5 protein-coding genes, 1 tRNA gene and 2 rRNA genes (1 of these 8 cut by a window edge) are annotated in these 15,316 nt (G+C 67.4%); 7 read left to right on the top strand and 1 reads right to left on the bottom strand.

What is annotated here, in order from left to right:
• The 4 genes from OHO83_RS15175 to OHO83_RS15160 form a co-directional block, all read left to right on the top strand.
• Positions 1 to 1,802: ribosomal RNA gene (locus OHO83_RS15175) — 23S ribosomal RNA — on the top strand; it begins 1,321 nt to the left of the window's first position.
• Positions 1,803 to 1,891: 89 nt separating this feature from the next.
• Positions 1,892 to 2,008, top strand: a 5S ribosomal RNA gene (rrf, locus tag OHO83_RS15170).
• A 114-nt stretch (positions 2,009 to 2,122) separates the two neighbouring features.
• A complete protein-coding gene (locus OHO83_RS15165; RefSeq protein WP_266676683.1) occupies positions 2,123 to 2,785 on the top strand; it encodes a DegT/DnrJ/EryC1/StrS family aminotransferase in 663 nt (220 codons plus the stop codon).
• An 85-nt stretch (positions 2,786 to 2,870) separates the two neighbouring features.
• Positions 2,871 to 2,943: transfer RNA gene (locus tag OHO83_RS15160), tRNA-Thr, on the top strand.
• A gap of 51 nt (positions 2,944 to 2,994) precedes the next feature.
• Here the strand turns inward: OHO83_RS15160 and OHO83_RS15155 are convergent.
• Positions 2,995 to 5,619 (bottom strand): SpoIIE family protein phosphatase, encoded by a 2,625-nt coding sequence (locus tag OHO83_RS15155; protein WP_382521410.1) that lies wholly within the window; start codon positions 5,617 to 5,619, stop codon positions 2,995 to 2,997.
• Positions 5,620 to 5,944: 325 nt separating this feature from the next.
• Here OHO83_RS15155 and OHO83_RS15150 point away from each other — a divergent pair, with 325 nt between their 5' ends.
• From OHO83_RS15150 to OHO83_RS15140, 3 genes are all read left to right on the top strand, one after another.
• Positions 5,945 to 11,455, top strand: a complete 5,511-nt coding sequence (locus OHO83_RS15150; RefSeq protein WP_266674817.1) for a HAMP domain-containing protein — start codon at positions 5,945 to 5,947, stop codon at positions 11,453 to 11,455.
• 274 nt (positions 11,456 to 11,729) lie between these two features.
• Positions 11,730 to 12,413, top strand: a complete 684-nt coding sequence (locus OHO83_RS15145; RefSeq protein WP_116509145.1) for a response regulator — start codon at positions 11,730 to 11,732, stop codon at positions 12,411 to 12,413.
• A 115-nt stretch (positions 12,414 to 12,528) separates the two neighbouring features.
• The gene (locus OHO83_RS15140) at positions 12,529 to 15,291 is read left to right on the top strand and encodes a DNA translocase FtsK (protein WP_266674818.1); all 2,763 of its coding nucleotides are present in this window, start codon (positions 12,529 to 12,531) and stop codon (positions 15,289 to 15,291) included.
• The last annotated feature ends 25 nt before the right edge of the window (positions 15,292 to 15,316 follow it).

Here is a 15,316-nt window from a genome sequence, read left to right as displayed (position 1 = left end):
GCCGGGTGAAGCAGCCGCGGAAGCGAGTTGTGGACGGTTCACGAGTGAGAATGCAGGCATGAGTAGCGATACACACGTGAGAAACGTGTGCGCCGATTGACTAAGGGTTCCTGGGTCAAGCTGATCTGCCCAGGGTAAGTCGGGACCTAAGGCGAGGCCGACAGGCGTAGTCGATGGATAACCGGTTGATATTCCGGTACCCGCTGTGAAGCGTCAAACATTGAATCAGGCGATGCTAAGTCCGTGAAGCCGTTCCGGACCCTTCGGGGAAAGGAAAGTGGTGGAGCCGACGGACCAGACTTGTAGTAGGTGAGTGATGGGGTGACGCAGGAAGGTAGTCCAGCCCGGGCGGTGGTTGTCCCGGGGTAAGGGTGTAGGGCGCTGTCTAGGTAAATCCGGACAGCTTGTGCCTGAGACCTGATGCCGAGCCGATTGTGGTGAAGTGGATGATCCTATGCTGTCGAGAAAAGCCTCTAGCGAGTTTCATGGCGGCCCGTACCCTAAACCGACTCAGGTGGTCAGGTAGAGAATACCGAGGCGTTCGGGTGAACTATGGTTAAGGAACTCGGCAAAATGCCCCCGTAACTTCGGGAGAAGGGGGGCCATCACCGGTGATTGAATTTACTTCATGAGCTGGGGGTGGCCGCAGAGACCAGCGAGAAGCGACTGTTTACTAAAAACACAGGTCCGTGCGAAGCCGTAAGGCGATGTATACGGACTGACGCCTGCCCGGTGCTGGAACGTTAAGGGGACCGGTTAGTGCACTTTCGGGTGTGCGAAGCTGAGAACTTAAGCGCCAGTAAACGGCGGTGGTAACTATAACCATCCTAAGGTAGCGAAATTCCTTGTCGGGTAAGTTCCGACCTGCACGAATGGCGTAACGACTTCTCGACTGTCTCAACCATAGGCCCGGTGAAATTGCACTACGAGTAAAGATGCTCGTTTCGCGCAGCAGGACGGAAAGACCCCGGGACCTTTACTACAGTTTGATATTGGTGTTCGGTTCGGCTTGTGTAGGATAGGTGGGAGACTTTGAACTCTGGACGCCAGTTCAGGGGGAGTCGTCGTTGAAATACCACTCTGGTCGTGCTGGATGTCTAACCTGGGTCCGTGATCCGGATCAGGGACAGTGTCTGATGGGTAGTTTAACTGGGGCGGTTGCCTCCTAAAGAGTAACGGAGGCGCCCAAAGGTTCCCTCAGCCTGGTTGGTAATCAGGTGTTGAGTGTAAGTGCACAAGGGAGCTTGACTGTGAGACCGACGGGTCGAGCAGGGACGAAAGTCGGGACTAGTGATCCGGCGGTGGCTTGTGGAAGCGCCGTCGCTCAACGGATAAAAGGTACCCCGGGGATAACAGGCTGATCTTCCCCAAGAGTCCATATCGACGGGATGGTTTGGCACCTCGATGTCGGCTCGTCGCATCCTGGGGCTGGAGTCGGTCCCAAGGGTTGGGCTGTTCGCCCATTAAAGCGGTACGCGAGCTGGGTTTAGAACGTCGTGAGACAGTTCGGTCCCTATCCGCTGTGCGCGTAGGAATATTGAGAAGGGCTGTCCCTAGTACGAGAGGACCGGGACGGACGAACCTCTGGTGTGCCAGTTGTCCTGCCAAGGGCATGGCTGGTTGGCTACGTTCGGAAAGGATAACCGCTGAAAGCATCTAAGCGGGAAGCCTGCTTCGAGATGAGTATTCCCACCCCCTTGAGGGGTTAAGGCTCCCAGTAGACGACTGGGTTGATAGGCCAGATCTGGAAGCCCGGTAACGGGTGGAGGTGACTGGTACTAATAGGCCGAGGGCTTGTCCTCAGTTGCTCGCGTCCACTGTGTTGGTTCTGAAACCACGAACAACCCCACGTTTGTCACAGAGCGTGGTGCGGTTGACAGTTTCATAGTGTTTCGGTGGTCATAGCGTGAGGGAAACGCCCGGTTACATTCCGAACCCGGAAGCTAAGCCTCACAGCGCCGATGGTACTGCAGGGGGGACCCTGTGGGAGAGTAGGACGCCGCCGAACTCCTTTTATAGAGCTGGTCCCTGAACTTCGGTTCAGGGACCAGCTCTTTTTTGTTTTGCGTCACTTGTCGTTCACGTTGCGCGGCCAACATCCCGTGCCATGGGGACAGTTGCAATGCTGAGGGCCGCCGGTATCGGAACCGGTGACGAGGTCATCGTGCCCGCCTACGGGAACGTCGAGGTTGCGGAGGCCGTCGAACTGGCCGGTGCCAGGCCGGTGTTCGCGGACATAGACCCCGACACGTACTGTCTCGCCCCCGCCTCGGTCGAGGCCGGCGTCAGTGCGCACACCGCGGCGATCATCGCCGTACACCGCTTCGGGCAGCCGGCCGATGTGGCGCGGCTCCGGCAGATCGGTGGGCGGCGCGGGCTGCTCGTCCTGGAGCAGGGCGAGTCGGAGCAGCCGCACGACGGGCTCGCCGAGCGGCAGGCGCACGCCGGCTATCTGAACGCGCGGCTCAGTGGCGTACGGACGCCCGCCGGGAGCGAGCGGCACACCTACCAGCAGTACGTCGTCCGGGTGCCCGGCAACGGGCGGCCCGACCGGGACGCCTTCGCGCATGCCGTACGGGCCAGGGGAATTGACTGCCGCGTGCCGGTGAAGACGCCCGTGCACCGGCTGCCGCAGTTCCGGCGTGACGTGGCGCTGCCGGAGACGGAGCGGGCCGCCGACGAGACGCTGGCGCTGCCCGTCAGTGGCACGCTGTCGCGGCGCGAACTCCACAAGGTCGTCTCCGCGTGCAACGCGCTCGGTGGGCTGCTGCAGCCCGCTTTCTGACGCGCGGGCGGGGCGGTTCGAACCGAGCTGAAGTTCGGGTATGCTTAATTCCGTTGCTGCGGGGGAAACCCCGGGAAAGCAACAGGCCCCTATAGCTCAGTCGGTAGAGCGTCTCCATGGTAAGGAGAAGGTCAGCGGTTCGATTCCGCTTGGGGGCTCAGAGATAAAGGCCTCCGCCCTTTCGGGCGGGGGCCTTTCGCGTTGGGCTCTCAGTCCTTCTGGAGTTCCGGGACACGCATGGTCAGGATGGCCATGTCGTCCGAAGGGGCGTCAGACGCGAAACGCTCGACCGCGCGCATGATGCGGGCCGCCACCGCGCCGGCCGTCAGACCCGTACAGGTCGTCAGGACGTCCGCCAGGCCGTCGTCGCCCAGCATGCGGGTGCCTTCGCGGCGTTCGGTGATGCCGTCCGTGACACAGAGGAGGACATCGCCCGGGTCGAGCGTCATCGTCTGCTCATAGAGCTCCAGGTCCTCCATGACGCCGAGCAGCGGCTGCGGCTCCGCGTACGGCTCGACCGTGCCGTCCTGGCGCAGGCGCAGGGGGAGCGGGTGACCGGCGCAGACCATCTTCAGGACCGCCGAGCCGTCCTCCTGCGGCCACAACTCCCCGTAGAGGAGCGTGAGGAAGCGGCTTCGGGCGCCCTCGTCGAGGATCGCGGCGTTCAGGCGCTCCAGGACCGCGGGGCCGCCGAAGCCTTCGCGGGCCAGGAGGCGCAGGGCGTGCCGGGCCAGGCCGGTGACCGCCGCGGCCTCCGGTCCCGTACCGCAGACGTCGCCGATGGCGAAGCCGTAGGCGCCGTCGCGGATCGGGAAGAGGTCGTAGAAGTCGCCGCCCACCTCGTTTCCCTCGCCGGCCGCGCGGTAGATGACCTCGACCTCGACGCCCGGGATGTGCGGGAGCTCCGGCGGGAGCAGGCTTCGCTGGAGGGACTGGCTGATGGCCATGCGCTCCGAGTAGAGGCGCGCGTTGTCCAGGGCGAGGGCGGCACGGCGGCTCAAGTCCTCGGCCAGTTCCAGGATTTCCTGGCGGAAGTGTTCGTCGGACGGCTTGCCGAGCGTGAGCATGCCGATGACGCGGTTGCGGGCGACCAGGGGGAGGACGACCGTCTCGCCGCCGACCGCGGAGGCCGTGGCGAGGGTCGTGCCGATGCCCGAGCTGACGCTCGCCGGCGCGCCGAGGCCGAGGCTGCGCTTGGACGTCCGCAGAGCCGCCTGGTGGGCCGCTTCGGCAGGTGCCGCCCAGACGCGGGCTCCGGGGGTCGGAACCGGGTCGGGCGGGGAGATCTTGGAGAGGAGCGCCTTGAGGCCGTCGATGCGCTCCTCGTCCTCGTGCAGGACGTAGGAGAGGTACGGCTCCGAGGACTGGTCGGCGATCGTGTAGACGGCGCACCAGGTGGCGAGCGTCGGGACCGTCATCTGGGCCATGAGCGCCAGGGTCTGGTCGCGGTCGAGCGTGCCGGCGAGGAGGTCGGATGCCTCGACGAGGAAGCTCAGGGAGCCGCGGCGGAGCTTTTCGAGCTCGCCGAGGCGGGCCGACTCGACGGCCAGGGCGATGCGGTCGGCGGCGAACTGGAGGCGCAGGGCCTCCTCGTTCGAGTAGCGGTCGGGTGCCTCCGCCGCGACGCCGAGGGAGCCGGTGAGGCGGCCCTCGACCTTGAGCGGGACCGTGACGACGGAGCGCATGCCCGTGCCGTTGAGAAGGGGTACGGCGCCGGGGACGACCGTGAGGTCCTCGTGGACGGCCGGCATGCGGGCCGAGCCGTAGCGGCCGGGCCCCACCTCCACGGGGACGCGGGCGAAGCGCTGACGGGCCGACGGAAGGCCCGTGGAGGCGCGGACCTCCAGTTCGGTCTCGTCATCGGTCGCGAGGAGCAGGAAGGCGGAGTCGCCGTCGAGCATGTCGCGGGCGCGTTCGACGGTGCGCTGGAGCAGGCCATCGAGGTCGTCAGGGGCGGGTGAGCCGATGAAGACCTCGAACGGGTCGGACGCGTTGCCCTCGGACAGCGTGCCGCTCTCCGAGGTGGTCTGGCCGCGCAGCGGGGTCTGCAGGACGGCGCGCTCGTGGTCGCGGACGAGGAGACAGACCGTGGAGGGGTCGCCGTCGGCGTCGCGGACGCGCAGGTGGGAGGCGTAGACGGGTGTGACGCGGCCGTTGGCGCCGCGGATGCCGTAGCTGCCTTCCCAGCGCGAGAACTGCAGCGCGTCGGCGATTCCCGTGCTCGTGCCGGGGGTGTGCGGCCAGGCCGCGAAGTCGGTGAGGGGTTTTCCGATGACCTGTTCGGCGACGTATCCGAAGAGATGTTCCGCGTCCTCGCTCCAGGCGGAGACGGCTCCGGTGCGGTCGATCTGGACGACGGCGACCCGCACTCTGCTGTCGGCCAGTGGGAGGAGGTCGGTGGGGAGGGCGGGGCCCGCGGTGCGGGTGCCCACCGAGCGCTGGGGAAGGGCGAGTTGGAACCAGACGAGTTTGTGGGTCGGCGTGTAGTCGACGCCCCAGCGGGTGGCGAGGGCCGCGCAGAGCTGGAGGCCGCGGCCGCCCTCGCGGTCGGGGTTGCCCATGTTGATCGCGGACTGCTGGAGCGGGATCTCGCGCTCCGGGTAGCGGTCGGCGACCTCGACGCGTACGCCGTCGTCGGTGCGCAGGCACAGGACCTCGGCGGAGGTGCCGGCGTGCACGACGGCGTTCGTCACGAGTTCACTGGTGAGGACGACCGCGTCGTCGATGATGTCGGGGAAGCCCCACCCCTGGAGGGTGTCGCGCACAAAGGCGCGGGCGGTCGCGACGGACCGCCCGACGGGGTCGAAGGTGGCAGCCGCGCGCGCGGTGATCACAGAACTCCCTGTATCAGTCATACGAGTCTCGACGCCCATGTCTCCCGAACTCATGGCGCGGCCGCCCCCTCCGATGCCCGTCGTCCTCAAACCACCGCCCTGGCCGGGCGGACCGGGGTGGGTGGACAGCCGCATGCAAGGTTACTTACCTTCGCCGTCCATGCGGATGCCGGTCGCTTGTGTTTCCGCCCGGAGGGTGTGCGGACGGTGTGCGAAGCTGCCGAACTGTTATGGCCTGGTTCTGCCATGGTGAAACACTGGGCAGGATTCCGAAGAGAACCCGAGTAATCCGAGCAGTACGGCCGACCCTTGCGGGAGGGACACAGTGGAGTCTGGCGCAGCGTCGCGAGGCACGAATACGCGCGCAAAGGGCGGACAGTCCCTGGCGAAACAGCGTAAACCGCGCAATGGGACCACAGCGGTGGACACCGCTGCCCTGAACAGACTGCTCGCCGGTCTCGTGGCGATGCGGGACGGTAACTTCCGCAAGCGCCTCACGGTGTCGGGTGACGGCCTCATGGCCGAGATCGCGGCGGTCTTCAACGAGGTCGCGGACCGGAATCTGCACCTCACCGGCGAGCTGTCGCGGGTGAGGCGGATGGTCGGGCGCGAGGGAAAGCTCACCGAGCGGCTCGAGACGGGCGCCTGTGAGGGCTCCTGGGCCGCGGCGATCAACGCCTCGAATGCCCTGGTCGACGACCTCGTACGCCCGGTCTCCGAGGTCGGACGGGTGCTCACGGCGGTCGCGGAGGGCGATCTGTCGCCGCGTATGGAGCTGCGTTCGCAGGTGCCGGACGGCAACGGTCATCCGCTGCGGGGCGAGTTCCTCAAGGTCGGGCGCACCGTCAACAACCTGGTGGACCAGCTGTCGACGTTCACCGACGAGGTCACGCGGGTGGCCAGTGAGGTGGGCACGGAGGGCAAGCTGGGCGGTCAGGCCCGGGTGCGCGGTATGTCCGGTTCGTGGAAGGACCTCACGGATTCGGTCAACACCATGGCGTACCGGCTGACGGCGCAGGTGCGTGACATTGCTCTCGTGACGACCGCGGTGGCCAAGGGTGATCTGTCCCGGAAGGTGACGGTTCACGTCGCGGGCGAGATGCTCGAACTGAAGAACACCGTCAACACGATGGTGGACCAGCTGTCGTCCTTCTCCTCCGAGGTGACCCGGGTGGCCCGCGAGGTGGGCACGGAGGGCGAGCTCGGTGGCCAGGCGCAGGTGCCGGGTGTGGCGGGTGTGTGGAAGGACCTCACCGATTCCGTAAATCTTATGGCCGGCAACCTGACGGCTCAGGTGCGGGGGATCGCGCAGGTCACGACGGCCGTCGCCAACGGTGATCTGTCGCAGAAGGTGACGGTGTCGGCACGCGGTGAGGTCGCCCAGCTCGCCGAGACGATCAATCAGATGACCGAGACGCTGCGCACGTTCGCCGACGAGGTCACGCGTGTGGCCAACGAGGTCGGTGCCGAGGGGCAGCTCGGCGGGCAGGCGAATGTGCCGGGTGCGGCGGGGACGTGGAAGGACCTCACCGATTCGGTGAACACGGTCTTCCGGAACCTGACCACGCAGGTGCGCGACATCGCGACCGTCACGACGGCGGTGGCGAACGGTGATCTCTCGCAGAAGGTGACCGTCGACGTCGCCGGCGAGATGCTCGAGCTCAAGAACACCGTCAACACGATGGTGGACCAGCTGTCCGCGTTCGGCTCCGAAGTCACCCGTGTGGCGCGGGAGATCGGTGTCGAGGGTGAGCTGGGCGGCCAGGCGCATGTGCAGGGCGCGGCCGGTACGTGGAAGGACCTGACGGACTCCGTCAACACGGCCTTCCGCAACCTGACGGGCCAGGTCCGCAACATCGCGCAGGTGACGACGGCCGTGGCCAACGGCGACCTGTCGCAGAAGGTCACCGTCGACGTGTCCGGCGAGATGCTTCAGCTGAAGAACACCGTGAACACGATGGTGGACCAGCTGTCCTCGTTCGCCGACCAGGTGACGCGCATGGCGCGCGACGTGGGCACCGAGGGCCGGCTCGGCGGTCAGGCGCGGGTCGACGGCGTGTCCGGCACCTGGAAGGAACTCACCGACTCCGTCAACTTCATGGCGGGGAACCTGACTTCGCAGGTGCGCCAGATCGCACAGGTGACCACGGCGGTGGCGCGGGGTGACCTGTCGCAGAAGATCGACGTGGACGCGCGCGGCGAGATCCTCGAACTCAAGAACACGATCAACACGATGGTCGACCAGCTCTCCGCGTTCGCCGACCAGGTGACGCGGGTGGCCCGCGAGGTGGGTACGGAAGGCCGGCTCGGCGGTCAGGCGCAGGTGCCCGGCGTCGCCGGTGTGTGGCGCGACCTGACCGACTCCGTGAACGGTATGGCCGGCAACCTCACCGCCCAGGTGCGCAACATCGCACAGGTCGCCACGGCGGTGGCGCGGGGTGACCTGTCGCAGAAGATCGACGTGGACGCGCGCGGCGAGATCCTGGAGCTGAAGAACACCCTCAACACGATGGTGGACCAGCTCTCGAACTTCGCCGAGCAGGTCACGCGGGTCTCCCGCGAGGTGGGTACGGAGGGCATCCTCGGCGGGCAGGCCGAGGTCCAGGGTGTCTCCGGCACCTGGAAGGACCTCACGCAGTCCGTGAACGGCATGGCCAACAACCTGACCCTTCAAGTGCGCAACATCGCCGAGGTCACCACGGCCGTCGCCCGCGGCGACCTGTCCAAGAAGATCACCGTCGACGCCAAGGGCGAGATCCTCGAACTCGTCACGACCGTCAACACGATGGTGGACCAGCTGTCGTCGTTCGCCGAGCAGGTGACCCGCGTGGCCCGCGAGGTGGGTACGGAGGGCCAGCTGGGCGGTCAGGCGCGCGTGCGGGGCGTCACGGGCATCTGGAAGGACCTCAGCGACAACGTCAACCTGATGGCCAACAACCTGACCAGCCAGGTGCGCAACATCTCGCAGGTCGCGGCGGCCGTCGCCAACGGCGACCTCACCAAGAAGGTCACGGTCGAGGCGCGCGGCGAGGTCGCGCAGCTCGCCGACACGGTCAACACCATGGTGACGACGCTGAGTTCGTTCGCCGACCAGGTGACCCGCGTGGCCCGCGAGGTGGGCACCGACGGCATCCTCGGCGGGCAGGCCCGCGTACCGGGAGTCTCCGGTACGTGGAAGGACCTCACCGAGTCCGTGAACGGCATGGCGTCGAACCTGACCGGACAGGTCCGCAACATCGCGATGGTGACGACCGCCATCGCCAAGGGCGACCTGACCAAGAAGATCGACATCGACGCCCGGGGCGAGATCCTCGAACTCAAGACGACCATCAACACGATGGTCGACCAGCTGTCCTCGTTCGCCGAGCAGGTGACCCGGGTCGCCCGTGAGGTGGGTACGGAGGGCCAGCTCGGCGGCCAGGCCCGCGTGCGCGACGTCGACGGCACCTGGCGGGACCTGACCGAGTCCGTGAACGAGATGGCCGGGAACCTGACCCGCCAGGTGCGCGCCATCGCGGCCGTCGCCACGGCGGTGACCCGCGGCGACCTGAACCTCAAGATCGACGTCGACGCGGCGGGCGAGATCCAGGTCCTTCAGGACAACATCAACAAGATGATCTCCAACCTGCGCGACACCACGATCGCCAACGAGGAGCAGGACTGGCTGAAGGGCAACCTCGCCCGTATCTCCGGCCTGATGCAGGGCCGCCGCGACCTGGAGGACGTGGCCTCGCTGATCATGAGCGAGCTGACGCCGGTCGTCTCCGCCCAGCACGGCGCGTTCTTCCTGGCGCTGCCGACGGACGAGGCCGAGGCCGGTTCCGCGCCCGAGGACGCGTACGAGCTGCGCATGCTCGGCAGCTACGGGTACTCGATGGGGTCCATGCCGACCTCGTTCCGGCCCGGTGAGACGCTCATCGGGACCGCGGCCCAGGAGAAGCGCGCGATCCTCGTGGAGAACGTGCCGCAGGGCTACCTGAAGATCGCTTCCGGGCTCGGGGAGGCGCCGCCCGCACACGTCATCGTGCTGCCGGTGCTCTTCGAGGGAACGGTCCTCGGCGTGATCGAGCTGGCGACGTTCCAGCCGTTCACGCAGATCCAGAAGGACTTCCTGAACCAGATCGCCGAGATGATCGCGACGAGCGTGAACACCATCTCCGTCAACACGAAGACGGAGGTGCTGCTCAAGCAGTCGCAGGAGCTCACCGAGCAACTGCGTGAGCGGTCCGCCGAGTTGGAGAACCGCCAGAAGGCGCTCCAGGCGTCCAACGCGGAGCTGGAGGAGAAGGCCGAGCTGCTCGCCCAGCAGAACCGCGACATCGAGGTCAAGAACACCGAGATCGAAGAGGCCAGGCAGGTCCTGGAGGAGCGCGCCGAGCAGCTCGCGGTCTCCATGCGGTACAAGTCCGAGTTCCTGGCGAACATGTCGCACGAGCTGCGTACGCCGCTCAACTCCCTGCTGATTCTGGCCAAGTTGCTCGCCGACAACGCGGACTCGAACCTGACCCCGAAGCAGGTCGAGTTCGCCGAGACGATCCATGGCGCCGGTTCCGACCTGCTCCAGCTGATCAACGACATCCTGGACCTGTCGAAGGTCGAGGCGGGCAAGATGGACGTGTCGCCGACCCGCATCGCTCTGGTGCAACTCGTCGACTACGTAGAGGCCACATTCCGCCCGCTGACCGCAGAGAAGGGCCTCGACTTCTCCGTACGGGTCTCGCCCGAACTGCCCGCGACGCTCCACACGGACGAACAGCGCCTGCTCCAGGTGCTGCGCAACCTGCTGTCCAACGCGGTCAAGTTCACCGACTCCGGAGCCGTCGAACTGGTCATCAGGCCGGCGGGCGCGGACGTGCCCGACGCCATCCGTGAGCAGCTCCTTGAGGCGGGCTCCCTGCGGGAGCCGGACGGTGATCTGATCGCCTTCTCCGTGACCGACACCGGTATCGGCATCGCGTCCGGCAAGATGCGCGTGATCTTCGAGGCGTTCAAGCAGGCCGACGGGACGACGAGCCGCAAGTACGGCGGTACGGGCCTCGGCCTGTCCATCAGCCGCGAGATCGCGCGGCTGCTCGGCGGTGAGATCCACGCGCAGAGCGAGCCCGGGCGTGGCTCCACGTTCACGCTGTACATGCCGCTGCACGCGAGCGAACTGCCGCCGCAGGGCTACCCGCAGCTCGCGCCCACGATCGAGCCGGGGATGCACGCCGTGCCGATGGACGTCATGCCGCCCGAGGCGTCGATGCCGCCGGAGGTCAGGTCGTACCAGGACACCCAGCACGGTCCCGCCGCGCTCTTCAGGCGGCGCCGCAGGCAGGTGGCCGCGCCCGAACAGCGGCCGGCGCTGCCGGGACAGCCCGGGCAGCACGTGCCGGCGGCGCCTGCGCAGGAGCGCGCCCAGGAGCAGGGGGCGGGCACCGGTCAGGAAGGGGCGCCGCAGGAGCGGCGCACGTTCCTCTTCGGTGGCGAGAAGGTGCTCATCGTCGACGACGACATCCGTAACGTCTTCGCGCTCACCAGCGTCCTGGAGCAGCACGGCCTGTCCGTGCTGTACGCCGAGAACGGCAGGGAGGGGATCGAGGTCCTCGAACAGCACGACGACGTGACGGTCGTCCTGATGGACATCATGATGCCGGAGATGGACGGCTACGCGACGACGACGGCGATCCGCAGGATGCCGCAGTTCGCCGGGCTGCCGATCATCGCGCTCACGGCGAAGGCCATGAAGGGCGACCGGGAGAAGGCCATCGAGTCCGGGGCCTCCGACTACGTCACGAAGCCGGTCGATCCGGATCATCTGCTTACGGTGATGGAGCAGTGGATGCGCGGGGAGTGACCGGGTAGGTGTGCGTTGCTGAGCAGTTGTTGACCGAGTGTGGCCGAAGCCGTGTAGAACTGCGGTATTCGGGGAACCTTCTGGTCTCCCACTGCGTTTGTGCTACGTGCACAGTGACATCGCGGTGACAGGGTGTGGCGACAGGCGGGGTGCGGCTACCATGACCGGCACAAGGACGGGCGACGCAAGGGAGTCGCCCTCTGGGGCGGCTTCCGGAGTCGCCCCAAGTCCTGCGGACAGGGGCGGCCCCATGCCGGGGCGAGGAGGGCGGGCCATGGTGCAGAAGGCCAAGATCCTCCTGGTCGATGACCGGCCGGAGAATCTGCTGGCGCTGGAGGCCATCCTCTCCGCGCTCGATCAGACACTGGTGCGGGCATCGTCCGGGGAGGAAGCACTCAAAGCGCTGCTCACGGACGATTTCGCGGTCATTCTGCTGGATGTCCAGATGCCGGGAATGGACGGTTTCGAAACCGCGGCGCACATCAAGCGCCGGGAGCGGACACGAGACATCCCGATCATCTTCCTGACGGCCATCAACCACGGACCACACCACACGTTCCGTGGGTACGCGGCCGGTGCGGTGGACTACATCTCGAAGCCGTTCGACCCGTGGGTCCTGCGCGCGAAGGTCTCGGTCTTCGTCGAGCTGTACATGAAGAACTGTCAACTGCGGGAGCAGGCGGCCCTGCTGCGGCTCCAGCTGGAGGGTGGCGGGAAGTCCGACGTCGGCGACTCCAAGGAGCCGGCCGGGCTGCTGGCCGAACTCTCCGCGCGGCTCGCGGCCGTTGAGGAGCAGGCCGAGGCGCTCTCGAAACAGCTCGACGACGAGTCGGCCGACGCTGCCGCGGTCGCCACGGCCGCGCATCTCGAACGTAAACTCACCGGGCTGCGCCGCGCTCTTGACGCCTTGGAGCCCGGTACGGGAAGCGGCGCACCGTCACTTCCTTCGCAGAACTGAGCAGCCGCCCACCATTTGAGGAATCGTCACCTCCGGGCACACCGATCCGCGACACGGACGGGTGAAGCAGTGGGCACACGTGTCCGCAGTGGTCTCCACCGGTAACCTCGCACTCATGGCCTCACGTCCCGCAGCCAAGAAGACGCCCGCGAAGAAGGCGGCCGCGCCGACCAAGGCTCCGGCGAAGAAGGCCCCTGCCAAGAAGACGGCCGCGAAGAAGCCCGCGGCCAAGAAGGCGCCCCCGAGGAAAGCCGCGGCGAAGAAGCCGGCGCCCAAGCCGGTGCCCAGCCCCACCGGGGGCGTGTACCGGCTCGCACGGGCGCTCTGGCTGGGCGTCGCGCACAGTGTGGGCGCGATGTTCCGCGGCATAGGCCGTGGTGCCAAAGGGCTCGACCCGGCGCACCGCAAGGACGGGCTCGCGCTCCTCCTCCTCGGTCTGGCGCTGATCGTCGCGGCGGGCACCTGGTCGAATCTGCGCGGACCCGTCGGGGACCTCGTCGAAATGCTCGTCACGGGCGCGTTCGGCCGCCTCGACCTGCTCGTGCCACTGCTGCTCGGTGGCATCGCCGTACGCCTCATCCGGCACCCCGAGAAGCCCGAGGCCAACGGGCGCATCGTGATCGGCCTGTCCGCGCTCGTCATCGGCGTACTCGGCCAGGTCCACATCGCCTGCGGCTCACCCGCCCGCGCCGACGGCATGCAGGCCATAAGGGACGCCGGAGGGCTCATCGGCTGGGGCGCCTCCACCCCGTTGAGCTTCACCATGGGCGAGGTGCTCGCGGTACCGCTCCTCGTCCTGCTGACCGTCTTCGGGCTGCTCGTGGTCACCGCGACGCCCGTGAACGCGATTCCGCAGCGACTGAGGCTGCTCGGCCTGAAGCTCGGCGTCGTTCATCCGGACCCGGTGGACGACGTGCTCGGTGCGGCGGACGACGACGAGCGCTACGACGACCAGTGGCGCGAGTCCCTGCCCGCGCGCTCCAGGCGGCGCCCGGCGGACCCCGAGACGTACGACCCCGACCAGGCGGAGCAGGAGGCGCTCTCCAAGCGGCGCAGGCCCCGGCGCACCCCTGTGCAGCCCGTCGTGACCCGGCCCATGGACGCGGTCGACGTGGCCGCGGCGGCCGCTGCCGCGCTCGACGGGGCCGTGCTGCACGGCATGCCCCCGTCGCCGCTGGTCGCCGATCTGACGCAGGGGGTCGGTACGGAGCGGGAGAGCGCTCCGGAGCGCACGGCGCCGGTGCCCACCGCGCGGGCGAAGGCCCCGGCGAAGGAGGCCAAGGAGCCGGAACCTGAGCCCGCGGCCGCGGCGGCCAAGGCCGGCGTGCCCGACCTGACGAAGTCCGCCCCCGACGCCCCGCGCGACCTCCCGCCGCGCGCCGAGCAGCTCCAGCTGTCCGGCGACATCACGTACTCGCTGCCGTCGCTCGACCTCCTGGAGCGCGGCGGCCCCGGCAAGTCACGCAGCGCGGCCAACGACGCCGTCGTCGACTCGCTGTCGAACGTCTTCTCCGAGTTCAAGGTCGACGCCCACGTCACCGGTTTCACGCGCGGCCCGACGGTCACCCGCTACGAGATCGAGCTCGGCCCCGCCGTGAAGGTCGAGAAGATCACGGCGCTGGCCAAGAACATCGCCTACGCCGTCGCGTCCCCGGACGTCCGGATCATCTCGCCCATCCCCGGCAAGTCCGCCGTGGGCATCGAGATCCCGAACACCGACCGCGAAATGGTCAACGTGGGTGACGTCCTGCGCCTCGCCGACGCGGCCGAGGACGACCACCCGATGCTCGTCGCGCTCGGCAAGGACGTCGAGGGCGGCTACGTCATGGCCAACATGGCCAAGATGCCGCACATCCTCGTCGCCGGGGCCACCGGCTCCGGAAAGTCCTCCTGCATCAACGGCCTGATCACCTCGATCATGTGCCGGGCGACCCCCGAGGACGTGCGCATGGTCCTCGTGGACCCCAAGCGCGTCGAGCTCACCGCGTACGAGGGCATCCCGCACCTGATCACGCCGATCATCACCAACCCCAAGCGGGCCGCCGAGGCGCTGCAGTGGGTCGTGCGCGAGATGGACCTGCGCTACGACGACCTCGCGGCGTTCGGATACCGGCACATCGACGACTTCAACCAGGCGATCCGCGACGGCAAGCTCAAGACGCCCGAGGGCAGCGAGCGCGAGCTGAAGACGTACCCGTATCTGCTGGTCATCGTCGACGAGCTCGCGGACCTGATGATGGTCGCGCCGCGGGACGTCGAGGACTCGATCGTGCGTATCACGCAGCTCGCGCGTGCGGCGGGCATCCACCTGGTGCTCGCCACCCAGCGCCCGTCGGTCGACGTCGTCACCGGCCTCATCAAGGCCAACGTTCCCTCCCGGCTCGCGTTCGCCACCTCCTCGCTCGCCGACAGCCGCGTCATCCTCGACCAGCCCGGCGCCGAGAAGCTGATCGGCAAGGGCGACGGGCTGTACCTGCCGATGGGCCAGAACAAGCCCACCCGTATGCAGGGCGCCTTCGTCACCGAGGACGAGATCCACGCCGTCGTCCAGCACTGCAAGGACCAGATGGCGCCCGTCTTCAGGGACGACGTCACCGTCGGGACCAAGCAGAAGAAGGAGATCGACGAGGACATCGGCGACGACCTCGACCTGCTGTGCCAGGCCGCTGAGCTGGTCGTTTCCACGCAGTTCGGTTCCACGTCGATGCTCCAGCGCAAGCTGCGCGTCGGCTTTGCGAAGGCCGGGCGGCTCATGGACCTCATGGAGTCGCGGAACATCGTGGGGCCGAGCGAGGGTTCGAAGGCACGTGACGTTCTTGTGAAGCCTGACGAACTGGATGGAGTGCTCGCCGTGATCCGCGGGGAGGCTCAACCCTGAGGCGCGCGTCGAAGGGACAGCGCGC

Source organism: Streptomyces sp. NBC_00569, assembly GCF_036345255.1.
Taxonomy (GTDB): domain Bacteria; phylum Actinomycetota; class Actinomycetes; order Streptomycetales; family Streptomycetaceae; genus Streptomyces.
Note: the sequence above shows the minus strand (reverse complement) of the source record. Positions and strands in the feature narration are given on the sequence as shown.

Coding starts and splice junctions, on each gene's coding strand:
- OHO83_RS15165 (WP_266676683.1), top strand. CDS start 2,123: ATGCTGAGGGCCGCCGGTATCGGAACCGGTGACGAGGTCATCGTGCCC.
- OHO83_RS15145 (WP_116509145.1), top strand. CDS start 11,730: ATGGTGCAGAAGGCCAAGATCCTCCTGGTCGATGACCGGCCGGAGAAT.
- OHO83_RS15140 (WP_266674818.1), top strand. CDS start 12,529: ATGGCCTCACGTCCCGCAGCCAAGAAGACGCCCGCGAAGAAGGCGGCC.